The sequence below is a fragment of the Ruegeria sp. YTSC199 genome (genome assembly GCF_059609725.1).
The window spans coordinates 84,290-108,889 of the sequence record NZ_JBXWMF010000017.1 but is presented as its reverse complement, the minus strand read 5'-3'; the positions used below and the strand labels follow the sequence as shown (position 1 = coordinate 108,889).

Genomic DNA, 24,600 nt, shown 5'->3' with positions numbered 1-24,600 from the left:
GCCAATTGGCGGGCCTTTTTCAGTTCAGGTTCCGAATTGGACCTACCAGCGCATCGGCGATTGATTTGTGCGCTGCCGGGCCAATCATATGCTCGGCCATCGGCTGTTGCAGCGTACCGAACAGCATATCCTCAAGCTCATCAGATTGACCGGACACATAGGCTGCAACCTCGACACAGTCGGCAGTGTGCGGTCGAACGGCCTCCAACATCTCAGCCGTTACCGTGACCGGAACCCTCTGAATGTCGTTATCCTGCAAGACGCGAAGACCCAATAGAATGACCGGTGCCTCAAGCCTACTAAGAAGATCGCTGACTTTTCGAACCCAATTTCGGCGCAACTCTTCGGCGACAATTTCGAAGCGGGCGTCCTGATATCCCTGCAGCAGGCCCATCAGGTGGCACACGAAATGGACATCGGCAAAATCCACCTCGGGGTACAGATCGATCAGATCCCGCGTTGGCGCCAGAACCCGGTCATTGCGCCGGGGGTGGACGCGGTAGAAATGATTCGACTGGCTTAGGGCGCCCGGGGCCTGAAGAATGCACAGTTCGGCTCCGTTCAGCAGCGAAAATAGGCCCGCGTCACCGCATAGCGCATCCAGCCCGCAGAACAGACTGCCCAGATTCAAACACCGACGGTCTAGCCTGTCTTCGAGAAGCGCCGCAAAGGGGCGTTCGACAAACCGTCCATAGGTCTCATCCCCGCCAGCGCAAACCATGTAGGCCGTGTCCAATGACCGCTCTGGCCCACGGTACCAAAGACGCGATTCACCGTATTGGCATACGTCATGCCCGGCCCCCGCCGGACCTGCTTGATGATAGCTCATAACACTCACCCATTTTCACCCGATTGCCATCCTGCAGCCCTATGTCTTTAGAAAGTGCTAATGTGCGCATTTGAAGCAAATTGAATGGGTTCGATCCCCTTGCCGCCCCTACCGATCTGCCGGTACTGTCCTTTCATTCCCGAGACACAGAGGCATCAGAAAATGGATGTAAAATCAGTCGGAGTGATCGGCGCAGGCCAGATGGGCAACGGTATCGCCCATGTTCTTGCGCTGGCGGACTATGATGTCCTGCTCACGGATGTGAACCAGGACGCGCTGAACGCTGCCGTGGCGACGATCGAAGGCAACATGGCGCGCCAGGCTTCGCGCGGGAAAATCACGGATGACGCGATGCAGGCCGCGATGGGGCGGATTAAGACAACGCTGCAACTGCCGGAACTGGGTCAAACGGATCTGGTGATCGAAGCCGCCACCGAGCGTGAGACGATCAAACAGGCAATTTTCGAAGACTTGCAGCCGCATCTGCAACCGCACACGATTCTGACCTCGAACACCTCGTCCATCTCGATCACGCGTCTAGCCAGCCGTACGGACCGGCCGGAAAAGTTCATGGGCTTCCATTTCATGAACCCGGTGCCGGTGATGCAACTTGTCGAACTGATCCGCGGCATCGCCACGGATGAAGAGACCTTTGGCACCTGCAAGGCCGTGGTGGACCGTTTGGGCAAGACTGCGGCCAGCGCCGAGGATTTCCCCGCCTTTATCGTGAACCGCATCCTGATGCCGATGATCAACGAGGCGGTCTATACTCTGTACGAAGGTGTCGGAAATGTACAGTCGATCGACCAGTCGATGAAGCTGGGTGCGAACCACCCGATGGGGCCGTTGGAGCTGGCCGATTTTATTGGCCTGGACACTTGTCTGGCGATCATGAACGTTTTGCACGACGGGTTGGCCGACACCAAGTACCGCCCTTGCCCGCTGCTGACTAAATATGTCGAAGCCGGGTGGCTGGGCCGCAAGACCGAACGCGGGTTCTATGATTACCGGGGCGAGGTTCCGGTTCCGACGCGTTAAGGCAGGGGGGCAGCCCGCCCGATTACCATCCGGGCGCACCCCCGGGCACTTTTTAGCTAGACAATGAAGCGGCTCAGCGTTTGAACGACTCGCCCAGCGACAATGTGTGCTTTCTGAGCCATGCCATGAAGCCGCGCGGGTCGCGCTCTAACAGCTGCATATCCTCGTCCGAGATCGGTTCACCGATGACAGGGGATTGCGGTTTGTTGCAGGAACGCACGATTTCATGCAGCAAAAGCCCCTGCCGCAGGATCGCAGACAGCTTGTTCGCGATCTGATAGGCGCGCGAGTTACTGCCGGGGAAATAGATCGGCACCACGCGGGCTCCGGACCGGCGGATCATCTTGGCGGTGAACACGTTCCACTCCCGCTCTTGCGCCGGGCCGAACCAGTCATCCGATGACATCACCACCCCCGATGGGAACAAGGCCACAACGCCACCCTCTTTCAGGTGGTCCATCGCCTTGCCGCGCATTTCCAGCATCTTGGTTTGCGCCTCGGGGTCGTGGGGGAAGGGCACCGGGATCATGAAAGAGGTGGCGGCTTCGTCCAGGCCCGTCAGGACCGAGCGGGTCAGAATACGATAGTCGCTGCGCACGCGACCGATCAGTTCAGCCAGAATCATGCCGTCGACCATACCGTGGGGATGGTTTGCCACTACGACCACGGGGCCTTCTTTCGGGATACGCGCAAACTGCTCCTGCGGCGTGGTCAGGTTGATGCCCATGACCTCGAGCGCACCGCCCCAGAACCGCTGGCCGCGATAGTATTCGTTCTTTTTCTCAAACTTGTTGACCATGCGCAGGATGGTCAGCTTGCCCGTGCACCATTCGATGGTGCGAATGGCTGTTGACGTCCAGGCATCATCGAACGAGTTCGCATAGGTCAGGGTTCTACGGTCGTAGATTTCGCCCTGATCCGCTGTCCCATCCACAATCGGGCCTGTCTTGGTCTCGTGCGTCGTTTCCGCCAATTCCTGGTCTTCCCGTTCTTCGTAGCCCGGCCGATGGGATCAGAACCCTTCCCCGAACTTGTCGTTCACCAGGGTTTCCAAAGCATCAGCCAACGCCTCAGCATCCGGTCCGGACGTCTCGACGTCAATAGTCGTTCCGCGCGAGGCTGCCAACATCAAAAGGCCCATAATGCTGTCGCCCGATGCAGAAAAACCGTCCTTGGACACTTCAGCCTGTGCGTCAAAGCCCTCGACCACCTCAACCAGCTTGGCCGAAGCGCGGGCGTGCAGACCTTTTTCATTGATGATTTTCAAGCTTCGATTGGTCATTCTTAATCAATCCGGTCTTCTTCCAACGTCACATTTTGCGCATTGATATACTTGCGTCCAGCCTCCATCGCCTGCCGCACGGCATCCGCGATGGGCAGGTGGCGGGTTTTGGCCAGTTTTATCAACATAGGCAGATTTGCACCGTAGAGAATTCGGCGATCCTGCGGCGCACAGGCTCGCAGACTCAAATTCGATGGGCTGCCTCCGAACAGATCGGTCACGACAACAACGCCATCTCCGGCATCCACGCTGTCGGCGGCCGCACAAATTTCGGCCTGCTTGGCCTCGCGATCGTGATCGGGTTCGATCGATATGGCAACGAGGCCAGGTTGTTTTCCGACCACATGCTGCATGGCGGCCAGGTACTCCTGCGCCAGTCCACCATGTGCTACGAGTACAATCCCGATCAATCCGGCCTCACATTCAACGATCGACGTTCCATTTCGCGGTGCCTAATTGCCACTTGCTGCCCCTCCTCTGCAAGGGCCTTTGCAACTGCTTCGGCCATGGCCACCGATCTGTGTTGCCCTCCGGTACATCCAAAAGCCACGGACAGGTGCGCTTTGCCTTCGGCCCTGAAGGTCGGCAACAAGAGTTTAAGCAGGTCAACCACCCGGTCATAAAACGGTGCGTAGTTTGTATCCGACTGAACATAGCGCGCCACATCCGGGTTTCGACCATCTTCTGCCCGCAACTCAGGCCGCCAGTAGGGGTTGGCCAGAAACCGACAGTCGAACACCATGTCCAATCCCCGCGGCAGGCCGCGCTTGTACGAGAAGGACTCGATAGCCACCGCCAGATGCCGTCCGCCCTGCGGGGCGAACCAGCGCTCGACCTCTTCGCGCAGTTGGTGGACATTCAAAGGACTGGTGTCGATCAGGATATCGGCTATTTCACGGATCGGGGCCAGCAATTCCTTTTCCTGCCGCACACCTGTCTCCGGGCTGGCATCGGTCGCAACCGGGTGGCGACGGCGGGTTTCCGAGAACCGCCGCAGCAACACGTCGTCGCTGCAATCCAGATATAGCGTCGTCAGATCAACCTGCTCCATCCGCCGCAATCTGACGGCCAGTTCGATAAAGCCGGTGGTCGAGAAATCACGGTTGCGGGCGTCGATGCCCAGCGCCATCGGACGGTCGCTTTGCGGACCGTCCAGCAGGCGCATCAAAAGACCCATCGGCAAGTTATCGATGGCCTCAAAGCCCAGATCTTCAAGAACACGTATCGCTGTCGAACGGCCCGCGCCCGAGGGGCCGGTCACCAGGACGATGCGCCGTTGCGTTGTCATGTGCTGGGCCATTCCGGGTCCACGCGCCCCATCTTCAACAATTGCATAAGTGCTGCGGCCAAATTGGGCACACCCGCCGCCCGAAGCAAGGGGACAGTTTGCCTAAGCACTACGGTTTTTGCCGGTTCCGGCAGACGTGCCAGTTCGCTCTGATCAAGGTCCACCACATAACTGACCGACACCTCCCCCGCAGACTGCGCGCGAAGCAAGCCAATGCCGCGCGCCTCAATCAACCCGCGCAGATTCGGGGCCGCATCAGCCATGACCCCCTCACCGACCATACGCAGGTCTATCCGGTCGTCGCCAACCAACGAAGCCCCAAGCCCCAGCATCTGCAGTGCCAACGCCGATTTCCCTGCCCCCGATCGCCCCAAGATCAGCGCGCCCCGCCCTTCTACGGCAACACATGTGGCGTGGAGTATGGCAGTGTCCTGATGCTGGATGCCCTCGAGGGCCTGGCAGCACATACGCTTACACAGGCAGACCCACGACGAAACGCGCGCCTTGCGGATCCGACGTGATGTCCGCTTCGGTCGGGCGGATGTTCTCGGCCCAGATCACGCCGCCATGCGCCTCGACAATCTGTTTCGAGATCGCCAGCCCAAGACCCGAGTTGTTGCCGAAATGCTCGGCCGGGCGCTGCGAATAGAACCGCTTGAAAATTTTGGTCAGCGCCTGCTCCGGAATGCCAGGGCCAGTATCCTCGACCACGATCAGAACGCGGTTTTCACGCCGCCGCACCCACACCCGGATAGCGTCGCTTTCTTCGCAGAAGGAAATCGCGTTGGTGATCAGGTTTACAAAAACCTGCGCAAGGCGCGCTTCGAGCCCGTTGATTGTGATCGGCTTGGACGGCAGGTCGGTGATATAGTCGATGCCTTTGGCGCGGGCGTCCTCCCCGAGAAACTGGCTGATATTGCCCAACAGTTTGAGCAGATCAAAAGACTGCTCCTCTTCCTTGACAAGTTCGGCATCCAGCCGGGACGCGTTCGAGATATCACTGACCAGACGGTCTAGCCGCCGCACGTCATGTTCGATCACGCCCAGCAGCTTGTCGCGCTGATCGTCGCGCTTGACCATGCGCAGAGTACCCACCGCCGATTGCAGACTGGCCAGCGGGTTCTTGATCTCGTGTGCCACATCAGCCGCGAACTGTTCGTTAGCATCAATACGATTGTAAAGGGCCGTCACCATTCCTCGCAGTGCGCGGCTGAGGCGTCCGATCTCATCCGGGCGTGCACTGAGATCGGGGATGCGGATGCGGCCCGGATTGACCCCGGCGCCTCGGTCCTTGCCCATTTCGGCAGCGGCGGCCAGATCGGCCAGCGGGTTGGCGATGGTCGAGGCCAGCACTAGGCTAAGCCCGATAGACACCAGCAGCGCCACGACAAACATCTGAAGAATGCGTTCCTGTTCGCGACGAGCCAGCGCGTCGATCTCACCAGCAGGGCCAGCCATGGCTACAGCTCCTACCGGCTCTGCGTCCAGCAGGATTGGTGCAGCGCCAACGATGACGGTTTTACCCATATCGTCCTGCACGGCCTGCACCTGCATCTGACCCTGCAGCGCTTGTGGAATGATTTCCTGCACCCTTTGAGCAAGGGTCGGTGCATCAGTGTCGACCCCGCCCGCAAAAACCCGTGACAAACCGGTCCAGACCGCATTCAGCGCGTCGCTGATCAGTGTGCTGCCGGTCTGAACCTCAGATTCAGACCTGAGAAGAACCGGCATTTGCGATGAGGCCGATGCCCCCCGAGTCCAGCCGATCAGGGTGCCACCACTGTCATAGACAAAGACCTCCCCCCCGTCAGGAAGGCTGAGGCCCGCAAGCGTGTCTTTCACGTTCAGCGCCGCCGTTTCCGAAGAGCCCGCGGCCTGATTCTGACGCAACTGGGCCTCGAACACGTTGCTGACCAGTTGCGCATCCCCAATCAGGTTGCGCGCGGTCTGCTGAACCTGCTCCTCACGGGAATCGTCAAGATAAAGCAACCCGGTGACAAGGATCACCAACGCGATCAGGTTTAAGGTGATGATCTTCCGTGCCAGCGGAGAGCCGCGCAACGAAAACAGGTTGCGCCGACGACGCGAGGCGCGCAGCTCGGCCGACTCCGGATCCTGCGGGATGACCCAATCATCCCCCAGAACGACATCACCGTCCCTTACTTCGATGGCTTGTTCCGTATCGCGCACCAGATCCGGTTACCCTTTTTCAGCGGCTACGCTTATTCTTCGTTATACCTGTACCCGATGCCATACAGCGTTTCGATGGCCGAAAACTCGGGGTCCGCCGCCCGCATCTTTTTACGCAGCCGTTTGATATGACTGTCGATGGTCCGGTCATCTACATAAACCTGATCGTCATAGGCAACGTCCATCAACTGATCGCGGCTCTTGACGAAACCCGGACGCTGCGCAAGCGCCTGAAGCAGCAGGAACTCGGTCACAGTCAGAGAGACTTCCGCTCCCTTCCAACTGACCGCATGGCGCAACGGATCCATTCGCAGTTCACCCCGCTCCATCACCTTAGTGTCGCCAGTATTGGCATTGGTGATATCGCCTGAATTCGCCTCTTGTCGGCGCAGCAGCGCGCGAATGCGTTCGACTAGCAAACGCTGTGAGAACGGCTTTTTCACATAGTCATCTGCGCCCATGCGCAAACCCAGTACCTCGTCGATCTCATCATCTTTCGAGGTCAGAAAAATAACTGGCATCTGGGTTTTCTGCCGCAGCCGTTGCAGCAGGTCCATGCCATCCATCCGTGGCATCTTTATATCCAGCACGGCCATATCGGGCAGTTTTTTATTGAATGCATCCAGGGCCGCTTGCCCGTCATTATAGGTTTCGACCTCGAATCCTTCGGCTTCAAGTGTCATGGACACGGACGTCAGAATGTTCCTGTCGTCGTCCACTAGTGCAATCTTTGACATCGGGATTACCCCTATTCCTGCTCACTCACGCAATATTTCGCTTATTAGTAAGGCATCTTTGTCGATTTTGCGGCCGCGAATCAATCCGTATCTGCGAATCGCTCGTTTCTTGTCACACAGTTGCGGCAAAAAAGCCGTTAAACCGCTCAGAAAAGCGCCTTGTCATTGGACAGAAAAATCGTGATGGCGCTAAACCTTTGCTTGGTTGCGCTAACTACGCCAAACCTACCTGTTCATGCCCCAAATGACCGTGATAAGAGGCGCCCAGCCGCCGGACTTTGCCGGCACACTGCCCCAAGAGCGCACGTGGCCCAACCGTCGCAGCGCCGCCACAGGAGAAGACACACATGACATCTGGACGGGTTAACCCGCAATTCCGCCTCGAAGATCAGGGCATCGAGGGTCTGGGAAATGTCTATTACAACTTCATGGAACCGGCGCTGATCGAAGAGGCACTGAAGCGCGGCGAAGGCACACTTGGCAATGGCGGGGCCTTTCTGGTCACAACCGGCAAGTTCACCGGCCGCTCTCCCAAGGACAAGCACGTCGTCAAGACCGACAGCATCGCCGACAGCATCTGGTGGGAAAACAACGCCGCGATGAGCACCGAGGGCTTTGACGCGCTGTACGAAGACATGCTGGCCCACATGAAAGGCCGCGACTACTTTGTGCAAGACCTCGTTGGCGGCGCCGACCCGGCCTATTCGATTAACGTGCGCATGGTCACCGAGTTGGCCTGGCACAACCTGTTCATTCGCCACCTGTTGCGCCGTCCGGATCGTGAAGATCTGAACGATTTTATCGCCGATTTCACCATCATCAACTGCCCCAGTTTTCAGGCCGACCCGGCCAAGCACAACTGCCGCAGCGAGACAGTGATCGCGCTGAACTTTGACCGCAAGATGATCCTGATCGGCGGCACCGAATACGCGGGTGAGAACAAGAAGTCCGTATTTACCCTGCTGAACTACATGCTGCCGGAAAAAGGCGTGATGCCGATGCACTGCTCGGCCAACCACGCCGTTGGCAATCCGGTCGACACTGCGGTGTTCTTTGGTCTTTCGGGCACCGGTAAGACCACCCTGTCGGCCGATCCGTCGCGCACCCTGATCGGCGACGACGAACATGGCTGGTCGGATCGCGGTACCTTCAACTTCGAAGGCGGCTGCTATGCCAAGACGATCAACCTGAACGCCGAGGCCGAGCCGGAAATCTACGCGACCACCAGCAAGTTCGGCACAGTGATCGAGAACATGGTCTTCGATCCCGAAACCAAGGAATTGGATTTCGACGATGACTCGCTGACCGCGAACATGCGATGCGCCTATCCGTTGGAATACATCTCGAACGCCTCAAGCAGCGCTCTTGGCGGTCACCCCAAGAACATCATCATGCTGACCTGTGATGCATTTGGTGTTCTGCCTCCGATCGCACGGCTGACCCCGGCGCAGGCGATGTACCACTTCCTGTCGGGCTTCACTTCGAAGGTCGCCGGAACCGAGCGGGGCGTCACCGAACCGCAGCCCACCTTCTCGACCTGCTTCGGCGCGCCCTTCATGCCACGTCGGCCTGAGGCGTATGGCAACCTGCTACGCGACAAGATCGCCCAGCATGGCGCAACCTGCTGGCTGGTGAACACTGGCTGGACCGGCGGCGCTTATGGCGTTGGCTCGCGGATGCCGATCAAGGCAACCCGTGCCCTCCTGACTGCGGCGCTGGACGGGTCGCTGCGCGACGCCGAATTCCGCAAGGACGCCAATTTCGGCTTTGACGTGCCTGTATCGGTGCCTGGCGTGGCCGAGGTTCTGCTGGACCCACGCCGCACTTGGGACGATCAGGCCGCTTTCGACAAACAGGCGGAAAAGCTGGTGCAGATGTTCGCCGAGAATTTCGAACAGTACCTGCCCTTCATCGACGAAGATATCAAAGCCGTCGCAATCGGCTAATCCAGAAAAGGGGGCGGTTTCGCCCCCTTTTCTTTGGACACCCCGCTAAGATGATATCTCCCTTAGGTTGCATTATGCACAACACGGTTGCAAATGCGTTGCCCGAGAACGTTTCATGAGGTAATTGATGAAGTCATTATGACGAAAAAGCCCGGCGCAATTCTGCACCGGACCTAACTTGAAAAGACCTTGGGGTGGCTCGAGCAGACGATCACATCAGCAAATTGAGCAACCTAATCAGATACGTACTGTATTACAAAGGGGAAAAGTGTCAAGGTGAGACGCGCTGAATTCACTCAACTCAGCTTGTAAAACGGTGTCGCGGAACTGCGGCTGATGGCACTTTAAACGATGGGTAGAATATGACTGAAATCTCGAAACTGACCGAATTGCGCAAGCTGATGCAAAGCATGGAACGGACACTGGGGCTAGAGCAACTGTCTCCGGTTGAGCGCGACATTTACTACGCCGCCGAAGAGCTGTCCAAATCCGACGAAGAGGTGCGCACCTTCGGATTGATCGAGCACACTCTTGTTCAAAGCGTCTCGCGCCCGACGTTCTTTCGTGCGCTGAAATCCTTGGTGCAAAAAGGTTACCTGTCTCAAAGCGGCAGCGCCAACCGGGGCCGGTATATCGTTCATGCCCCCAAGTGATGCCTTAAACCTGCGCACAGGTAGCTGATGATCGACGTGCGCAGGTGGGCGACGGACACATTCTGTGCCTCGCTGGCATATATCGTGGCTTCGTACCTTACATTCCAGGTTCTGATGCCGCTTCAGAATGTGTTCTTTCCGGAATACCCAAGTCGGGCCAGTTTGCTTTTCCTTCCACACGGGGTGCGGGTTCTGTCGGCGTGGCTATTGGGTTGGCGGGCGATCTTTGCCCTGCTGCCCGGCGTCTTTCTGGTCTTCGCCTTTCTCGGCGGCAGTGATGTGTTTCTCCCAAGCCGGTTGATGGCAATCGTAATTGCCGTCACAACGGTGCCAGCGGTGTTTTACCTGTTCAAATGGGTCGGATGGGATTTGTTTCCCCGGCCAGACCGCAATCCCTGCTGGTCCTGCGTCATGGGTGTCGGGATTGTCACGTCCTTCCTTGTCTCCGGCTTGACCAACCTGGCCTTTGGCAGCGCGCGCGTAGAATACGTCGCCTTTCTGATCGGAGATATCTCGGGTCTGTTTTTCCTGATGCTGGGTTTGTACTTCACCTTCCGGTTTGCCGACCGCCACAGCTAGCCGAGCAGTCCGCGCCGCAAAAGATTTACGCCCGCGACCAGCAAAACCAGCAGAGTCACCTTGCGAAACACCGCCTGATCGATGCGCGACTGCAACCCCAACCCGATCCACATCCCGATTAACGCCGGGAGGATCAGCACTGCCGAAAACGGCACCGTCTCGGCCCGCAGAATGCCGGAGCCCAGATGCGCCAGCATCAGCGCCACCGCCCCTAAACCGTAGATCACCCCCTGCACGCGCATCTGCATTACTTTGGGTGTGTTCAGTGCAGTCAAATAGGCAACGGTCGGCGGCCCCCAGATGCCCGACATCCCGCCGACAAACCCGGCAACCGCGCCGATCCCAACCTCGATCCGCGCAGACGGTTTACCCAGGGACAGTTTTACCCCCAGCACCTGAATCAGCGCGAAGAACGTGACCGGAATGCCGATCATGAGCAAAAAGGTTCGGGCGGGCACGGCGCTGACCAACTGAGCGCCGAGCAGCAGGAACACAAGCCCGGCCACCAGAAAGAACCGGAATTGTTTGATTGCCGAGACAGCGGCAGGCACGCCCTCGCGCAGGGCCTGAACGCTGTTGGTCACCAGCGTCGGCAGGATCAGCCCGGCAATTGCCAGATCGGGCGGCAGGAACATGCTGAGCCCGGACACCAGAACCATTGGCATGGCAAACCCGACCATGCCCTTGACCCACCCCGCTACAAAGGCGACGACCAGGGCCAACATCAGATCTTGCGGAGTGAGCAACGAAAACAGGGTCATACGCCCGTGATATCACTCTTGGCGTGTGCTGCACTGCAAAATCGTCAAAGCAATTTTCGAACTTTTTAGCCGCACTTCACGTATTTTTGTTGCGCTGCACGTGCAGCATGATATGACCGGACGACACCAAAAAAGGACCTGATTCATGGCCCATGACGGACAGGATATGACCCAGATGACAACATCCGCGATTTTGCCCGAGCTTCTGACGCTGACCCGTGCGGCCCTGCCTGCGGTTGAAACCGTGTTTGAGCGCGCCCGCGAAACGGTTCGTGAGATGGTCATCCAAGATGGCCGTGTCTCTGGCGCGCTGATCGAGGCGAACCAGACCGCCGCGCATGGTCTGGCCTGGCTCGCGACGTACAACCAGTCTCTGCAACAGATGCAACGCTGGGCCGAGGCGCTGGAAGCGGACGGCAAGTTCGGTGAGATGGAGCAGCTGCTGCACCAGATCGCCTTTGGTGAATACCTGCATCAGGTCGCAGGCGGCATCCCTATGAACCAGGGCGAGGTTGTGCGCCTGCAGGATATGGGCCTTGGCTGGGACGCGCTGTCCGGTTTCCAGTGCACCGAAGTGCAGACGTTGATGGCGAAGGCAAACTCCCAGGCCGCCCGTACGCGTCTGGTCGCGCTGATGGAAGACCAGGCCGGCGCCACAATGTTCGGCGCATCCGGTCTGGACGAGGAACTGGAAATGATCCGCGATCAGTTCCGCCGTTATGCGCAGGAAAAGGTCGAGCCGAACGCCCATGACTGGCACCTCAAGGACGAACTGATCCCGATCGAAATCATCGAGGAACTGGCCGAGATGGGTGTATTCGGCCTGACCATCCCCGAGGAATTCGGCGGGTTTGGCCTGTCGAAGGCGTCGATGTGCGTGGTTTCGGAAGAGTTGTCGCGCGGCTATATCGGCGTCGGCTCGCTTGGCACCCGCTCCGAGATCGCGGCCGAGTTGATCATCGCAGGCGGCACTGACGAGCAGAAAGCCAACTGGCTGCCGAAACTGGCCAGCGCGGAAATCCTGCCGACCGCAGTGTTCACCGAACCGAACACCGGATCGGACCTTGGCAGCCTGCGCACCCGCGCGGTCAAAAACGCGGAAGGCGATTACGAGATCACCGGTAACAAGACATGGATCACCCACGCGGCTCGGACCCACGTGATGACTTTGCTGGCCCGCACCAACCCCGACACCACCGACCACCGCGGCCTGTCCATGTTTTTGGCCAAAAAGACACCCGGCACGGACGAGAACCCTTTCCCCACCCCCGGTATGACCGGCGGCGAGATTGAGGTTCTGGGCTATCGCGGCATGAAGGAATACGAGCTGGGCTTTGATGGCTTCAAGGTCAAGGGCGAGAACCTGTTGGGTGGTGAAGAAGGCAAAGGCTTCAAACAGCTTATGGAAACCTTCGAGAGCGCCCGCATCCAGACCGCCGCCCGCGCCATCGGTGTGGCGCAAAGCGCGCTGGATATCGCCATGCAGTACGCGCAGGATCGTAAGCAGTTCGGCAAATCTCTGATCAACTTCCCCCGCGTCTCTGGCAAACTGGCGATGATGGCGGTTGAGATCATGATCGCGCGACAACTGACCTATTTCTCGGCCTGGGAGAAGGATCACGGCCAGCGTTGCGACCTTGAGGCCGGGATGGCCAAGCTGCTGGGCGCGCGCGTGGCATGGGCGGCTGCGGATAACGGTCTGCAGATCCACGGCGGCAATGGCTTTGCGCTGGAATACAAGATCAGCCGCGTCCTGTGCGATGCGCGCATTCTGAACATTTTCGAAGGGGCTGCCGAAATTCAGGCACAGGTCATCGCGCGGCGTTTGCTGGGCTGATCTTTCTCGGCATTCCTGTTTCCCCAACTGGCCCGGCCTTTGCGCCGGGTCTTTTTCTGTTTGGCGGCGGTTGTGATCCGCCGACGCATGAACTTCCCCTTTGATCTCAGGCGGCAACCCGGTTAGAGCACTCTGCGTTTCAAAAAGAACGGCACTCGGTATGACCAGACGATTCTTCGCACTTTGGGCGGTCCTTGCAGCCCTCGCTCTGGGCGGCTGCGCCAAGACACAGCCGACCACCACACAAAACGATATCGACGATCTTGCACAGGCCATTCAATCCCTCGACCCAAAGGTCGACCCGGCCGAGGCGCAACAGGCCGCCACAATCGCTTATACCTACTCGCAACAGTTGAAGCAGGAGTGGAACGTCACCGACGCGGCCATCATTCACAACGCCAAAGTCATCAACGGCTTTCGCGAAAAGGGTCTGTGCAATGACTGGGCGCAAGCCATGACCACGCGCCTGCAGCAGGAAAACTTCCGTACATTGGACCTGCACTGGGCCACATCTCCGCCGACAGAATTTCGGATCATCCACCACTCGGGTCTGATCAGCGCCAAAGGGGACTCGATGTATGACGGGATCATCCTTGATCCGTGGCGCGCAAGTGGCGCGCTGACCTGGGCACCCGTGCGAGAGGACACCAGGTACAACTGGCGACCCCGTCTGGACGTACGGGAGGAGTTGATAAGCGGCGAACTCCCTTACTAGCGGTTTCGTCGGCTGTCCTGTTGAGCTAAGACCGACCCATGACACGCCTGATCCTGACCCTGCCCCTGCTCGCCCTGTTCCAATGCGACAAGGATGAGACGGTTGCCGCCTATGGCGCGGCGGACCGCACATGGGCGCTGCAAGAGATTGACGGTAAACCATTCGAGGCCAGCGCCCTGCTGCGCTTTCCCGAGAAAGGCAGGATCGAAGGCAACGCGCCCTGTAATAGCTACAGCGGCACACTGAACGCGCCCTACCCCTGGTTCGAGATCGCGGATTTGGCCGCCACCCGCGCCGCATGCGCCGGGCTTGAGGACGAGGGCTTCTACTTCGCCGCCCTCATGGCCATGACTCAATCCGAGGTATCAGGTGATGTGCTGATCCTGAGCAACGAAGATGGGCACGAGATGGTGTTCACAGCCGTCGAGTAAACTGATCCACAAACCGCGCCCGCGCCTCGGGCAGCGGATGGTGACCCAGCGAGGGCGCAACCCTGTGTTCCAAAAAATACCCGGTCGTCCGCAACGCCTCGGCGATTTCGGTATCCGGCGCGGCTCCTTGCCCGTTTAAGCAGGGTGGCAAGGGTAACAACCTGTCCGCCCATTCCCCGGCCCCGTCGGCACTGACGGCACGACCGGTTTTGGGTGAGACATAAACCAACCCGTCAGTTGCCCCTGTCGCCGCGCAGGAGGACAGGTCCAGACCGAAGCCCAATTCCTCAAGCAGCGCTAGTTCCCAGCGCAGATAAGCCAGAGGCCAGATTTCGTCCTGACCCAACAGGTCCATCAGTTGTTCGCTCTGCTTGTAAAACGCCGGGTGCGGTTCCCGTTCGGGCAAGCAGAAGGACAACAATGACACCACTGCATTCAACCCGGCCAGCGCCAACCGCCCTGAAAACGCCGCCGCCGCTCGCGACCGCAGGGGTTCGACCTGGAATGTACCGATATGCTCTTCAAGCCGCGCGCGCCACAGCACATCCAGCTGCGCGCCGGGCTGCAGGATTGGCGCAATCTTACGGCTGGTTCCGCCGCGCACGACCCCGGCATGGCGGCCGTGGCCTTCCGTAAAGACCTCGATGATCGCAGCCGTCTCACCATGGCGGCGAGAGGTCAGAAGTATCCCGTGATCGCGCCAGTCCAAATTTGGCTCCGTTGAGTCATTAGATCAGTGTGCAGAAAATCTTAAGGCAGTTGCGCGCGCAAGATACAAACCGGCTGAGGTGCACAAACACTAACGGCAATTTGCCGAACACCGAGCTCATTTGCGTTTGAAGGACGTTCATGCAACACGGCAGAAACACATTGCATGCGACTAAGACACACAATAATGTTCCCCTTATGTTCTCAATTTTAGGATTCTAAAAATGTCACTGAACTACGTAATGATCGGTTCAAACGATGTCACTAACGCCCGCGCCTACTATGACGCGGTCGTGCCCCAAATCGGCGGCAAAGTCATTGCTGAATACATGCCACACGCAGTCTGTTATGAACTGCGCGGCGGCGGAAGCATGTGGGTCGCAACGCCATTCAATCAAGAAGCCGCAACAGTCGGAAACGGTAACATGGTTGGTTTGTTGTGCCAGAGCGAAGCCGAAGTTCGAGACGCGCATGCAACTGCACTTGCCAATGGCGGTACAAACGAAGGCGACCCAGGGCCTCGCCCCCAATATGGCCCAAACTTCTATGGTGCATACGCCCGCGACCCTGGCGGAAACAAAATGAGTTTTGTTTTTCTTGGTGAAAACGGTCAGGTGTAAGTGAACCCGGCTGCCGTGTACCTCACTCCAACCCGTCTTCACCCAGCAAATGCCGCCCTTGCCGGTCCTCGACCTCGATAACCCAAAGGTCGGGGTCGAAGCTGCGCTGGCGCCCGATGGCGGTGTCCACATCCGCCTCGGAGCCAGAGGACAGTTCCACCCATTTCCGCTCACCGCTCATCAGGTCAAAACTGCGTTGGAACGCGACCGCCTGACCGTCCAGCGTGTTCAGCTTGACTAGTACCGCGCCCGCCGTGTCGTCGCCATGGGCCACGACAAAGGCCGGTATCTCCTGAAAGCGAAGTCGTGCCAGATAGGCATGGACCCAGAAGTCAGCCGTCAGGCGTGTCATGCGTTGCCGTCTTTGAAATCCAGACCCATTTCCGAGTAACGCTCGGATTCCTCCAACCAGTTGGGCCGGACTTTGACCTGCAGGAACAGGTGAACCTTGCGGTCGAGGAACTCTTCCAACTCAGCCCGTGCAGACTGGCTCACGGCTTTGATCGTCTCACCGCGTTTGCCCAGAACGATGCCCTTGTGGCCATCGCGCATGACATAGATTATCTGATCAATCTTGGCCGAGCCATCCTTGCGTTCTTCCCAACTCTCGGTTTCGACGGTCAGCTGATAAGGCAGTTCCTGATGCAGGCGCAGGGTAAGTTTCTCACGCGTCATTTCAGCCGCAATCATCCGCAGGGGCAGATCGGCGATCTGGTCTTCGGGGTAGAGCCAGGGACCTTCGGGCAGCTTCGAGGCGAGCCATTTGCGCAAATCGTCGACGCCGTGGCCCTTTTCGGCTGAGATCATGAAGGTCTCGGCAAAGGGGTAGCGCGCGTTCAGATCGCTTGTCAGCGCCAGCAGTTTTTCGGAGGGTACCTTGTCGATCTTGTTGATCGCCAGTGCGACGGTTCGGCCCTGCCCGATCTCTTCCAGACCTTCGAGGATACGTTCCACCCCTTCGGTGATGCCGCGATGCGCTTCGACCATCAACACAACGATATCAGCATCCGCGGCACCACCCCAGGCGGCGGCAACCATGGCGCGGTCCAGTCGGCGGCGCGGTTTGAACAGGCCGGGCGTGTCGACGAAGACCAGCTGCGCGTCGCCCTCCATCGCCACGCCGCGAATACGGGCGCGGGTGGTCTGCACCTTATGCGTCACGATCGAGACCTTGGCTCCGACCATGCGGTTCAGAAGGGTGGATTTGCCTGCGTTGGGCTCTCCGATCAGGGCGATAAATCCGGCGCGTGTGGTCATGTGTTATGCGATCCTGTTTGCAAGTGCGCACCCCTATAGCAGAAAGGTCCTTTGGACCAGAGGGATTTGTCGCATTGCGGTCATGCAGCTAAGGTGGCAGGACCACATCACGCCGCGCCAGATCCAGCCAGGCAATTCTTCTTCTGAGAGGCAACAATGAAACGTCGCGAGTTTCTTTTCGGCAGCGGAGCCGCCGCCGGTGCGTTGGGCTTGGGTGGCTTCGGACTGGCCGCGGGCGCGCAGGAACTGGTTGTCCAACCCGCCAGCTTTCTTCTGAGTGATCACGTGACCACGGGCATGATCAGCCTGTCGGCGGACGCACCGCCTCCTGTTCTCTACGGCAAACAGGGTGAGGCGATGCGCCTGCCGGTGCGCAATTCTCTGCCCGATTACACGGCGATGCACTGGCATGGTTTACGTATTCCCAACAGCATGGACGGGGTGCCGTATCTGACCCAGATGCCGATCGGGCCGGGTGAACTGTTCGACTATGAATTCACACCTCCGGACGCGGGCACCTATTGGTACCACCCCCATTGCATGACGATGGAACAAATGGCTCATGGATTGACCGGCGTGATGGTAATTGCCGAGGCCGAAAACCCCGGGTTCGACAGCGAGCAGGTGGTCAACCTGCGCGATTTCAGGCTGGATGATGACGGCTCCTTCCTGCCTGCTTACACGGCGCGTGGGGCGGCGCGGGCCGGTACATTCGGCAATGTACAAACAGCGAATTGGCTGAACAGCCCGGTCTATGACCACACGGCTGGCGGTCTGGTACGGCTGCGGGTGGTCAACACGGACACGACCCGCATCTACAAGGTGCATCTGGACGGTGCAGAGGCCCGGATCATCGCTTGGGACGGTCATCCGGTCGAGGTTGTGGTGCCAATGCCCAACGCCGAAGCCCCTCTGCTGGTTGGCCCCGGACAGAGAGTGGATTTTGCGGTGCAGATGCCGATGGGTGAAGGACAGACCGTTGACCTGATGGCGAAATTCCCGGGCCAACAGCATAGGGCGATGACCCATTTGAGGGCAGTCGGGGCGTCCGCGGCACGCGATCTGAACGAGTTACGCCCCTTGCCCGTCAACCCGGTGGCCAAACCCGACCTGAGCAAGGCTGAGCTGCACGAATTCGTCTTCGGCTGGACGCCCGAGGGTGGTGAACCAACCAACGGGTTCTGTGGTTCGCTGGGCTATAATTTCTGGTCGATCAACCGGAAACCATGGCCCGGTGACGCGGCGCAGGGGGTTGGCCCGCTGGCGACGCTGGAGATGGGTAAAAGCTATGTCCTGCGTCTGCGTAACGAGTCGCCGAACCTACACCCGATCCATTTGCACGGGCTGGTCTTTGTGCCCATCAAGTCAAACCTGCGCAGCTTACCGCCGCTGAAGACAGACACAATGTTGCTGCTGAAGGATGAGGTCGTGGATATCGCTCTGGTTGCGGACAACCCCGGGGACTGGGCGTTCCATTGTCATGTGATTGAGCATCAGAAAACCGGGCTGACCGGGTTCATTCGGGTGGTCTGAGTCTCAAATTGGCTGCGCCAATCCGACCGGCAAGGGGCCAGCCCGCTCGCTCGGTTTTCGTCCGAGCTCACCTCCCAGGCATGTTTAGCCAGATGAAGAAAGACCCTGTGGCATACTGGGGCGGTTACTTCGACAGGCTTTCAAGCAAGGTCTTTGCCGCGGCCTGTTCGGCCTGACGTTTTGATCCCGCGGTTGCCTGTGCCTCGGTCCCGTCCTGCAAGCGGGCGGCGATGGTAAATACGGGTGCGTGGTCCGGCCCGCTGCGTTTTATCTCGACATAGCTGGGCGGTTTCTGCCCCCGCGCCTGCGCCCATTCCTGCAGTGAGGTCTTGGCATCACGGGCATCCGCCTCGACCGTGTGAATGCGATCCCCCCAAAGCGCCAGGATCACATCTCGCGCGGCCTCAAACCCAGCGTCGCGGTAGATCGCAGCGATGACGGCCTCCATCGCATCGCCCAGCAGGGCCTGTTTGCGGCGTCCGCCGGACAGCATCTCGGACCGGCCCAGTTTCAGCACCCCGCCCAGATCAATTTGACGGGCGACGTCGGCGCAAGCCTCTTTACGGACCAGAGCGTTGAAACGGGGGGCGAGTTGGCCTTCAGTCGCTTTCTTGTCGGCCTCAAGCAGCGCGGTGGCCATGACCAGACCCAGAACCCGGTCGCCCAGGAACTCCAGCCGCTGGTTGTCGGGCCGGGTGGTCGAGGAAACGGATCCATGCGTCAACGCACGCACCAGCAATTCGGGATTGGTGAATTCATACCCCAAACGCTGCTGAAACGCTTTTATTTCGGCCGAAAGCTTCAATTGACCGCCTTGAAGAACCGGTCGCCGCGCCATGTCCAGAAAAACAGCATCGACCGGCCTGCGGACGAGAACATGATCCGGTCGGCCCGACCGATCAAGTTTTCATACGGCACATAGCCCACCCCGCCGGCAGAAAGCGGCAGCCGGCTGTCGCTGGAATTGTCGCGGTTGTCGCCCATGAAGAAATAGTGTTCTTCGGGCACGGTATAGATGCCGGTATTGTCGGACGCCTGATTACCGATATTCAACACATCATAAGTGACGCCGTTGGGGAGGGTTTCAATCGAACGGGACTTTTCGCAATCGCCGCCAACGCCCACCGGTCCGTTTTCACAGCGCGGGCGCAGGCGTTGCGGACCTTGCGGAGCGGCGGTTTCGGTGAAGACGCCATCGGGTTTTTGCGGAACCGGCGTGCCGTTCAGAATGATCTGGCCGTCACGGATCTGGATACGGTCACCCGGCAGGCCGATCAGGCGTTTGATATAGTCGCGGCCGGTGGCAGGGTGGCGAAAAACGATAACATCACCACGCTCGGGCTCTCCGCCCAGAATTCGGGAATTCTCGTCACCCTGCATCCAACCACAGATATCCTCGGCGTCGATATTCAGGCCGATTCGAGGGATGATCAGACTGGGGCAGGACGCGTAAGAATACCCATAGGCCATCTTGTTGACGAACAGGAAGTCCCCGATCAGCAGGGTCTGCTTCATTGACCCCGAGGGAATCCAGAACGGCTGGAAGAACAGAGTGCGGAAAACGCCTGCAATCAGCAGGGCGTAGACGATGGTTTTAATCGTCTCCCATACGGGATTTCCGGTTTTGACTTCCTCGGCCATACTGCTCTCCGGTCCTTGTGTTGTTGGGTGCTACATGCGGGGCCAAAGGGGGCAAGTCAAGGCTGCGCGCCATGATCTTGAAGCGGCCGCGCTTCGATCACCACGAAGGCCTGCGCCCAGGGATGATCATCAGTCAGGGTAACGTGGATGATCGCCTCATGCCCTTCGGGTGTCATCTCTTTCAGCCGTTCGGCGGCCCAGCCGGTGACGTGCATGACCGGCTGTCCCGTACGCAGGTTGGTGACCGCCATATCCTTCCACGCGATTCCCATGCGCAGACCGGTGCCCAGCGCCTTGGAACAGGCCTCTTTCGCGGCCCAGCGTTTGGCATAGGTCCCTGCAGTGTCGGCGCGACGCTCGGCCTTGCCCTGTTCGGTGTCGGTGAAAACGCGATTGCGGAACCTGTCGCCGAACCGGTCGAGTGTGCCCTGAATGCGGTCAATATTCGCAAGGTCCGTGCCGATACCCAAAATCATGCGCTTTGTTTCTTCTTCAAATACTTCGCAAAACCCTTTTTGACGCCAAGCATGAAGGCAAATCGGCACAGAACGAATGAGGCGAAACCGACAACAACGATCTGCACGGCATATCGTATCAGCCCTGTTTCGTCAGCCATCAGAGTCCACAGACCCAACACGAAAACCTGGAACAGGAAAAGTCCCAGAACGATGCACAGCCCGGTCAGAACCATTTTTCTGGCAATGACCCAGCTTTTGAAGGACGGGTCGCAGTGCTTGCCACTCCGACCGGACCACACCCCATAAAAGAACGCTGCCGCTACGAGTGCGAAGCTCATGGGCATGAGCGGAAACGGCAAATCGAATTCCAGCACGCGCCTGACGATGGAAAAGGCTATCAAAACCGCAAAGACGAGAGCCACGTAAGTAACGTGGTCAAGCCTTACAGTAGTTTCTGTCGTGGGAGCAGGAATCTCTCGAGCCATTATGCCCGCGCCTCATCCATCAATCGGCGCATCTCGGCAATTGCCGGAGTGAGGCCGCGAAATATCGACTCGCCGATAAGAAAGTGACCGATATTCAGCTCACGCACCTCGGGAAAGGCTGCAACGGGTTGTACCGTGTCATAAGTCAGGCCGTGGCCGGCGTGGACCTCAAGCCCCAGCGAGTGAGCAAAGACTGACATTTCACGCAGGCTTTCAAGTTCGCGCGCGGCCTCGTCCATGCGACCCTCGGCATGGGCATCGCAATAGGCACCGGTGTGCAATTCGATCACCTCGGCGCCGATACGATGGGCGGCTTCGATCTGGCGCTGATCAGCGGCGATGAAAATGGACACACGACACCCCGCCTTGCGCAGAGGTGCGATATAGTGGGCCAGCTTGTTTTCCTCGCGTGCGACCTCAAGCCCGCCTTCTGTAGTGCGTTCCTCGCGCTTTTCGGGAACGATGCAGACTGCGTGCGGTTTATGACGCAGGGCGATCTGTTGCATCTCGGGCGTAGCGGCCATTTCAAAGTTCAGCGGTACCGACAGAATCTCCATCAGCCCATCAATATCAGCGTCCGAGATATGACGGCGGTCCTCACGCAGGTGGGCGGTAATGCCGTCCGCTCCAGCTTCTTCGGCCAGTTTGGCGGCGCGCAGCGGGTCGGGATAAGCACCGCCGCGGGCGTTGCGCACTGTGGCTACGTGGTCGATATTCACACCTAGGCGCAGGTTGTTTTCAGACATCGTTTGTATCCTTTTCCGTGCTCCGGTCCGAGCCTACAGGAGTTGCAATCGGCGCGGCCAGCTCAGTTTCGGCCAGCCGTTTGATTTCATCGAACTTCGCCTTGATCCGGGCGCGGCGGCGCTGCTGATACGTCCGAACCACCGGCAGGCTGAGGTAGTAACAGATGAACCCTGCCAGAAGCCCCGGCAAGATGCCCCCGATCAGATAGGGAAAGAACACTTCGTCGTAAAACACGGCAAGGCCGCGCCAGTCGGCAACTCGGTCTGTGAACATCGCCATGAAGTTGTTCTTAAGGTCGCCTAGCGCCTTAAAAAAGCTATCCATCAGGCCGTGGGTCTCGCCTTCGTCAAAATCGTCGCCCAGCAGGTAGTTTCCGGTCTGCAGACAAACGACCCCGATGGGCACATAGGTCAGAGGGTTACCGAAGAATGTGCCGCTGAGCGAAGCCAGAAAGTTGCCGTTGATCAGACGGCTGATCAGGGCCGCGATAACGAAGTGGAAGCCATAAAACGGCGTGAACGCGGTGAACACGCCCGCACCAACACCGCGCGCGATACGTTCAGGCGAATCCGGCAGGCGCCTTATGCGGTGTTTGACATAGTGAAAGGCCCGGGTCCACCCACCGCGCGGATAGACGAACTCCGAGGCGATCTGAATGGGCGAGCGTCGGTCTCGGCGCTTGAAAACCACTCCTGATCACCCCTTCTCAACCAGCCGCAACCGCGGTTTTTTCCCGATCCCGATGCCGTTCGACCGAGGCAACGTCGCTTTCAGCCTCAAGCATCAGCATCAGCGAATGCAGCTGCTCTAGGTCGCGCAGTTCGGCACTGATCAGCAGACGATAAAAATCCGGTTTGCGATCAACGAATTCGAGGTTCGAGATATTGGCCTTTTTCTCGCCGATCAATGTGCAAATGCGCCCCAAAACCCCTGCGTCATTGCCGATGGTCAGATCCAGCGTCACGCCATAGACGGCCGGGTGCGTTCCAGAGTGCCAGTGCAGGTCGACCCAACGGTCGGGCTCGCTTTCGAATTCGGACAGGCGGTCGCAATCGATGGCATGCACGACCACGCCCCTGCCGCGGTAGGTGATACCGACGATGCGTTCACCCGGCAGAGGCTGACAGCACGGCGCACGTTCGAATTTTTGCCCCGGCTCCAGACCAATCACCGCGCGACGCGGCGAGATTGCGTCGCCCTCGTCCTGCGTCAGTTCCGGATAGACCGCACTGACCACATCATGTGCCGTTAGCTCGGCACTGCCGAGACGGGCCAGCAGCTCGTGCCGGTCTTTCAGGCGCAGGTGTTTCGCCGCAGTGTCCAGCGCCTTGTCTGTGGCCTTGCGACCCACGTGGTCAAAACCCGAACGCGCCAGTTCCTTGCCCAGCTTGATGAACCGTTCGCGGTCGACCTCTCGCAAGGCGCGGCGAATGGATGTGCGAGCCTTGCCTGTGACCGCGATCTCAAGCCACGTGACTTGAGGGGTCTGGCCATCTGCGGTGATGATGTCCACAGATTGCCCATTCTTGATCCGGGTCCAAAGCGGCACACGGATGCCATCGACCTTGGCGCCCACGCAGGCGTGGCCGATCCGGGTGTGGATGGCATAGGCAAAATCAATCGGTGTTGCACCACGCGGCAGCTTCACCACATCGCCTTTGGGTGTGAAGCAGAACACCTGGTCCGAATACATCTCGAGCTTGACGGCTTCGAGGAAATCCTCGTGATCCTCCTCGCTGTCGAATTGTTCGGTCAGATTGGCGATCCACTTCGCCGGATCGACCGCAAACGGGTTTTCTGAGCGCACACCATCGCGATAGGACCAATGCGCCGCAACCCCGGTTTCGGCCACGTCATGCATCTGGCGGGTGCGGATTTGAACCTCGACCCGTTTACCGTCACGGCCAGAAACCGTTGTGTGGATAGAGCGATACCCGTTCGATTTCGGCTGACTGATGTAATCCTTGAACCGCCCCGGCACCGCGCGCCAGCGCTGGTGGATCGCGCCAAGGGTGCGATAGCAGTCTTCCTCGGTCTGGGTAATGATACGGAAACCGTAGATATCGGACAGGCGCGAGAAGCCCTGATCCTTTTCCTGCATCTTGCGCCAGATCGAATAGGGTTTCTTGGCGCGGCCAAACACTTCGGCATCGATACCCGCTTTTTCCAATTCGTGGCGCATGTCACCGGTGATCCGGTGGATCACGTCGCCCGTTTCGCGCTGCAGAGTGATAAAGCGACGAATGATCGATTGGCGGCCTTCGGGGTTCAGAACACGAAAGGCGAGGTCTTCCAACTCCTCACGCATCCACTGCATCCCCATCCGGCCCGCAAGCGGCGCGTAGATATCCATCGTCTCGCGCGCTTTGACGATCTGTTTTTCGGGGCGCATCGCCTTGATCGTACGCATATTGTGCAGACGGTCGGCCAGTTTGACCAAAATAACCCGCAAGTCCTTGGACATGGCCATGAACAGCTTGCGGAAGTTCTCGGCCTGCTTGGTTTCGCGGCTGGAGAGTTGCAGATTGGTCAGTTTGGTGACGCCATCTACCAGCTTGGCAACCTCATCGCCGAACAACTCGGACACCTTGCTGTAGTTGGCCTTGGTGTCCTCGATTGTGTCGTGCAGCAGCGCTGTAATTATGGTCGCATCATCCAGACGCTGTTCGGTCAGGATGGCGGCAACGGCTACGGGATGGGAAAAATAGGGCTCGCCGGAATGGCGAAACTGCCCTTCGTGCATCTGCTGCCCGAACTCATAGGCTCGGGCGATGCGGTCAGCATTGGTTTTGGGGTTGTAGTTGCGGACCAGCGCAATCAGGTCGTCAGCAGAAATCATCCGGTCCGCACCTTTGTCTTTGGGGA

29 protein-coding genes are annotated in these 24,600 nt (G+C 58.8%); 10 read left to right on the top strand and 19 right to left on the bottom strand.

All coding sequences use genetic code 11. The features are described 5' to 3' along the window. Nucleotides 1–19 precede the first annotated feature (19 nt). Entirely contained in the window at nt 20–829 is an 810-nt protein-coding gene (locus tag AC2FEE_RS16860) for a DUF6473 family protein (protein WP_496866475.1), read from the bottom strand. 162 nt (nt 830–991) lie between these two features. Between AC2FEE_RS16860 and AC2FEE_RS16855 the strand changes: the two genes are divergently transcribed. Further along, nucleotides 992–1,867: a 3-hydroxybutyryl-CoA dehydrogenase gene (locus tag AC2FEE_RS16855; RefSeq protein WP_170328295.1), complete on the top strand. Its 876-nt coding sequence runs from the start codon at nt 992–994 to the stop codon at nt 1,865–1,867. A gap of 73 nt (nt 1,868–1,940) precedes the next feature. On the opposite strand, the gene AC2FEE_RS16850 is transcribed toward AC2FEE_RS16855, so the two are convergent. Genes AC2FEE_RS16850 through AC2FEE_RS16820 form a run of 7 tightly spaced genes read right to left on the bottom strand, consistent with a single transcriptional unit; the run spans nt 1,941 to nt 7,364 of the window. After that, nucleotides 1,941–2,840, bottom strand: coding sequence for a lysophospholipid acyltransferase family protein (locus tag AC2FEE_RS16850; RefSeq protein ID WP_496866474.1), 900 nt, complete (start codon nt 2,838–2,840; stop codon nt 1,941–1,943). Nucleotides 2,841–2,879: 39 nt separating this feature from the next. Continuing rightward, nucleotides 2,880–3,149, bottom strand: coding sequence for an HPr family phosphocarrier protein (locus tag AC2FEE_RS16845; protein ID WP_170328297.1), 270 nt, complete (start codon nt 3,147–3,149; stop codon nt 2,880–2,882). Between the two features lie 2 nt (nt 3,150–3,151). Beyond that, nucleotides 3,152–3,559 (bottom strand): PTS sugar transporter subunit IIA, encoded by a 408-nt coding sequence (locus tag AC2FEE_RS16840; protein WP_480594582.1) that lies wholly within the window; start codon nt 3,557–3,559, stop codon nt 3,152–3,154. Then, nucleotides 3,556–4,437, bottom strand: coding sequence for an RNase adapter RapZ (gene rapZ, locus AC2FEE_RS16835; RefSeq protein ID WP_496866473.1), 882 nt, complete (start codon nt 4,435–4,437; stop codon nt 3,556–3,558). Before rapZ ends, AC2FEE_RS16840 begins: the two co-directional genes overlap by 4 nt. After that, a complete protein-coding gene (locus tag AC2FEE_RS16830; protein ID WP_496866472.1) occupies nt 4,434–4,904 on the bottom strand; it encodes an HPr kinase/phosphorylase in 471 nt (156 codons plus the stop codon). The genes rapZ and AC2FEE_RS16830 overlap by 4 nt, the downstream gene beginning before the upstream one ends. 4 nt (nt 4,905–4,908) lie before the next feature. Then, nucleotides 4,909–6,627, bottom strand: a complete 1,719-nt coding sequence (locus tag AC2FEE_RS16825) for an ATP-binding protein (protein WP_496866471.1) — start codon at nt 6,625–6,627, stop codon at nt 4,909–4,911. A gap of 32 nt (nt 6,628–6,659) precedes the next feature. Continuing rightward, nucleotides 6,660–7,364, bottom strand: coding sequence for a response regulator transcription factor (locus AC2FEE_RS16820; RefSeq protein ID WP_496866470.1), 705 nt, complete (start codon nt 7,362–7,364; stop codon nt 6,660–6,662). A 244-nt stretch (nt 7,365–7,608) separates the two neighbouring features. Here AC2FEE_RS16820 and AC2FEE_RS16815 point away from each other — a divergent pair, with 244 nt between their 5' ends. The 4 genes from AC2FEE_RS16815 to AC2FEE_RS16800 all read left to right on the top strand — a co-directional run bounded on the left by AC2FEE_RS16815 (nt 7,609) and on the right by AC2FEE_RS16800 (nt 10,542). Beyond that, nucleotides 7,609–7,731 (top strand): hypothetical protein, encoded by a 123-nt coding sequence (locus AC2FEE_RS16815; RefSeq protein WP_496866469.1) that lies wholly within the window; start codon nt 7,609–7,611, stop codon nt 7,729–7,731. Next, nucleotides 7,712–9,310: a phosphoenolpyruvate carboxykinase gene (locus AC2FEE_RS16810; RefSeq protein ID WP_496866468.1), complete on the top strand. Its 1,599-nt coding sequence runs from the start codon at nt 7,712–7,714 to the stop codon at nt 9,308–9,310. The genes AC2FEE_RS16815 and AC2FEE_RS16810 overlap by 20 nt, the downstream gene beginning before the upstream one ends. Nucleotides 9,311–9,672: 362 nt before the next feature. Further along, entirely contained in the window at nt 9,673–9,963 is a 291-nt protein-coding gene (locus AC2FEE_RS16805; protein ID WP_170328304.1) for a hypothetical protein, read from the top strand. 27 nt (nt 9,964–9,990) lie between these two features. After that, on the top strand, nt 9,991–10,542 hold the full coding sequence (locus tag AC2FEE_RS16800) for a hypothetical protein (protein ID WP_496866467.1): 552 nt from the start codon (nt 9,991–9,993) through the stop codon (nt 10,540–10,542). On the opposite strand, the gene AC2FEE_RS16795 is transcribed toward AC2FEE_RS16800, so the two are convergent. Beyond that, a complete protein-coding gene (locus AC2FEE_RS16795) occupies nt 10,539–11,303 on the bottom strand; it encodes a sulfite exporter TauE/SafE family protein (RefSeq protein WP_496866466.1) in 765 nt (254 codons plus the stop codon). The two genes, AC2FEE_RS16800 and AC2FEE_RS16795, sit on opposite strands and share 4 nt — an antisense overlap. 145 nt (nt 11,304–11,448) lie before the next feature. On the opposite strand from AC2FEE_RS16795, the gene AC2FEE_RS16790 reads away from it, so the two are divergent. The 3 genes from AC2FEE_RS16790 to AC2FEE_RS16780 all read left to right on the top strand — a co-directional run bounded on the left by AC2FEE_RS16790 (nt 11,449) and on the right by AC2FEE_RS16780 (nt 14,286). Further along, nucleotides 11,449–13,140: an acyl-CoA dehydrogenase family protein gene (locus AC2FEE_RS16790; RefSeq protein WP_496866465.1), complete on the top strand. Its 1,692-nt coding sequence runs from the start codon at nt 11,449–11,451 to the stop codon at nt 13,138–13,140. Between the two features lie 160 nt (nt 13,141–13,300). Further along, nucleotides 13,301–13,855: a hypothetical protein gene (locus AC2FEE_RS16785; protein ID WP_496866489.1), complete on the top strand. Its 555-nt coding sequence runs from the start codon at nt 13,301–13,303 to the stop codon at nt 13,853–13,855. A 38-nt stretch (nt 13,856–13,893) separates the two neighbouring features. After that, nucleotides 13,894–14,286, top strand: coding sequence for an META domain-containing protein (locus tag AC2FEE_RS16780; protein ID WP_496866464.1), 393 nt, complete (start codon nt 13,894–13,896; stop codon nt 14,284–14,286). Here the strand turns inward: AC2FEE_RS16780 and recO are convergent. Next, the gene (gene recO / locus AC2FEE_RS16775; protein ID WP_496866463.1) at nt 14,270–14,995 is read right to left on the bottom strand and encodes a DNA repair protein RecO; all 726 of its coding nucleotides are present in this window, start codon (nt 14,993–14,995) and stop codon (nt 14,270–14,272) included. The genes AC2FEE_RS16780 and recO overlap by 17 nt on opposite strands. Nucleotides 14,996–15,218: 223 nt before the next feature. Here recO and AC2FEE_RS16770 point away from each other — a divergent pair, with 223 nt between their 5' ends. Next, nucleotides 15,219–15,614 (top strand): VOC family protein, encoded by a 396-nt coding sequence (locus AC2FEE_RS16770; RefSeq protein WP_496866462.1) that lies wholly within the window; start codon nt 15,219–15,221, stop codon nt 15,612–15,614. Nucleotides 15,615–15,636: 22 nt separating this feature from the next. Here the strand turns inward: AC2FEE_RS16770 and AC2FEE_RS16765 are convergent, their stop codons facing one another. Both AC2FEE_RS16765 and era read right to left on the bottom strand, forming a co-directional pair. After that, complete coding sequence (locus AC2FEE_RS16765) at nt 15,637–15,966, bottom strand: DUF1491 family protein (protein WP_496866461.1); 330 nt, start codon at nt 15,964–15,966, stop codon at nt 15,637–15,639. Beyond that, complete coding sequence (era, locus tag AC2FEE_RS16760; RefSeq protein WP_496866460.1) at nt 15,963–16,871, bottom strand: GTPase Era; 909 nt, start codon at nt 16,869–16,871, stop codon at nt 15,963–15,965. Before era ends, AC2FEE_RS16765 begins: the two co-directional genes overlap by 4 nt. Nucleotides 16,872–17,027: 156 nt before the next feature. Between era and AC2FEE_RS16755 the strand changes: the two genes are divergently transcribed. After that, nucleotides 17,028–18,404 (top strand): multicopper oxidase family protein, encoded by a 1,377-nt coding sequence (locus AC2FEE_RS16755; protein WP_496866459.1) that lies wholly within the window; start codon nt 17,028–17,030, stop codon nt 18,402–18,404. A 124-nt stretch (nt 18,405–18,528) separates the two neighbouring features. On the opposite strand, the gene rnc is transcribed toward AC2FEE_RS16755, so the two are convergent. The 7 genes from rnc to AC2FEE_RS16720 form a co-directional block, all read right to left on the bottom strand. Beyond that, nucleotides 18,529–19,209 (bottom strand): ribonuclease III, encoded by a 681-nt coding sequence (rnc, locus tag AC2FEE_RS16750; RefSeq protein WP_496866488.1) that lies wholly within the window; start codon nt 19,207–19,209, stop codon nt 18,529–18,531. Continuing rightward, the gene (gene lepB / locus AC2FEE_RS16745) at nt 19,206–20,045 is read right to left on the bottom strand and encodes a signal peptidase I (protein WP_496866458.1); all 840 of its coding nucleotides are present in this window, start codon (nt 20,043–20,045) and stop codon (nt 19,206–19,208) included. Before lepB ends, rnc begins: the two co-directional genes overlap by 4 nt. Nucleotides 20,046–20,101: 56 nt before the next feature. Then, on the bottom strand, nt 20,102–20,521 hold the full coding sequence (gene acpS / locus AC2FEE_RS16740; protein WP_496866457.1) for a holo-ACP synthase: 420 nt from the start codon (nt 20,519–20,521) through the stop codon (nt 20,102–20,104). After that, complete coding sequence (locus tag AC2FEE_RS16735) at nt 20,518–20,841, bottom strand: hypothetical protein (RefSeq protein ID WP_496866456.1); 324 nt, start codon at nt 20,839–20,841, stop codon at nt 20,518–20,520. Before AC2FEE_RS16735 ends, acpS begins: the two co-directional genes overlap by 4 nt. 146 nt (nt 20,842–20,987) lie before the next feature. Then, nucleotides 20,988–21,734 (bottom strand): pyridoxine 5'-phosphate synthase, encoded by a 747-nt coding sequence (locus tag AC2FEE_RS16730; RefSeq protein WP_496866455.1) that lies wholly within the window; start codon nt 21,732–21,734, stop codon nt 20,988–20,990. Further along, nucleotides 21,727–22,425: a DUF2062 domain-containing protein gene (locus AC2FEE_RS16725; RefSeq protein ID WP_496866454.1), complete on the bottom strand. Its 699-nt coding sequence runs from the start codon at nt 22,423–22,425 to the stop codon at nt 21,727–21,729. The genes AC2FEE_RS16730 and AC2FEE_RS16725 overlap by 8 nt, the downstream gene beginning before the upstream one ends. 16 nt (nt 22,426–22,441) lie before the next feature. Then, complete coding sequence (locus tag AC2FEE_RS16720; protein WP_496866453.1) at nt 22,442–24,574, bottom strand: RelA/SpoT family protein; 2,133 nt, start codon at nt 24,572–24,574, stop codon at nt 22,442–22,444. Between the last annotated feature and the right edge of the window lie 26 nt (nt 24,575–24,600).

Bases quoted from the DNA above. Each gene is read 5' to 3' on its own strand.
- AC2FEE_RS16860 (WP_496866475.1), bottom strand. From the start codon at position 829: ATGAGCTATCATCAAGCAGGTCCGGCGGGGGCCGGGCATGACGTATGC.
- AC2FEE_RS16855 (WP_170328295.1), top strand. From the start codon at position 992: ATGGATGTAAAATCAGTCGGAGTGATCGGCGCAGGCCAGATGGGCAAC.
- AC2FEE_RS16845 (WP_170328297.1), bottom strand. From the start codon at position 3,149: ATGACCAATCGAAGCTTGAAAATCATCAATGAAAAAGGTCTGCACGCC.
- rapZ (WP_496866473.1), bottom strand. From the start codon at position 4,437: ATGACAACGCAACGGCGCATCGTCCTGGTGACCGGCCCCTCGGGCGCG.
- AC2FEE_RS16830 (WP_496866472.1), bottom strand. From the start codon at position 4,904: ATGTGCTGCCAGGCCCTCGAGGGCATCCAGCATCAGGACACTGCCATA.
- AC2FEE_RS16820 (WP_496866470.1), bottom strand. From the start codon at position 7,364: ATGTCAAAGATTGCACTAGTGGACGACGACAGGAACATTCTGACGTCC.
- AC2FEE_RS16815 (WP_496866469.1), top strand. From the start codon at position 7,609: ATGACCGTGATAAGAGGCGCCCAGCCGCCGGACTTTGCCGGCACACTG.
- AC2FEE_RS16810 (WP_496866468.1), top strand. From the start codon at position 7,712: ATGACATCTGGACGGGTTAACCCGCAATTCCGCCTCGAAGATCAGGGC.
- AC2FEE_RS16805 (WP_170328304.1), top strand. From the start codon at position 9,673: ATGACTGAAATCTCGAAACTGACCGAATTGCGCAAGCTGATGCAAAGC.
- AC2FEE_RS16800 (WP_496866467.1), top strand. From the start codon at position 9,991: ATGATCGACGTGCGCAGGTGGGCGACGGACACATTCTGTGCCTCGCTG.
- AC2FEE_RS16795 (WP_496866466.1), bottom strand. From the start codon at position 11,303: ATGACCCTGTTTTCGTTGCTCACTCCGCAAGATCTGATGTTGGCCCTG.
- AC2FEE_RS16790 (WP_496866465.1), top strand. From the start codon at position 11,449: ATGGCCCATGACGGACAGGATATGACCCAGATGACAACATCCGCGATT.
- AC2FEE_RS16785 (WP_496866489.1), top strand. From the start codon at position 13,301: ATGACCAGACGATTCTTCGCACTTTGGGCGGTCCTTGCAGCCCTCGCT.
- AC2FEE_RS16780 (WP_496866464.1), top strand. From the start codon at position 13,894: ATGACACGCCTGATCCTGACCCTGCCCCTGCTCGCCCTGTTCCAATGC.
- AC2FEE_RS16770 (WP_496866462.1), top strand. From the start codon at position 15,219: ATGTCACTGAACTACGTAATGATCGGTTCAAACGATGTCACTAACGCC.
- AC2FEE_RS16765 (WP_496866461.1), bottom strand. From the start codon at position 15,966: ATGACACGCCTGACGGCTGACTTCTGGGTCCATGCCTATCTGGCACGA.
- era (WP_496866460.1), bottom strand. From the start codon at position 16,871: ATGACCACACGCGCCGGATTTATCGCCCTGATCGGAGAGCCCAACGCA.
- AC2FEE_RS16755 (WP_496866459.1), top strand. From the start codon at position 17,028: ATGAAACGTCGCGAGTTTCTTTTCGGCAGCGGAGCCGCCGCCGGTGCG.
- lepB (WP_496866458.1), bottom strand. From the start codon at position 20,045: ATGGCCGAGGAAGTCAAAACCGGAAATCCCGTATGGGAGACGATTAAA.
- acpS (WP_496866457.1), bottom strand. From the start codon at position 20,521: ATGATTTTGGGTATCGGCACGGACCTTGCGAATATTGACCGCATTCAG.
- AC2FEE_RS16735 (WP_496866456.1), bottom strand. From the start codon at position 20,841: ATGAGCTTCGCACTCGTAGCGGCAGCGTTCTTTTATGGGGTGTGGTCC.
- AC2FEE_RS16730 (WP_496866455.1), bottom strand. From the start codon at position 21,734: ATGTCTGAAAACAACCTGCGCCTAGGTGTGAATATCGACCACGTAGCC.
- AC2FEE_RS16720 (WP_496866453.1), bottom strand. From the start codon at position 24,574: ATGATTTCTGCTGACGACCTGATTGCGCTGGTCCGCAACTACAACCCC.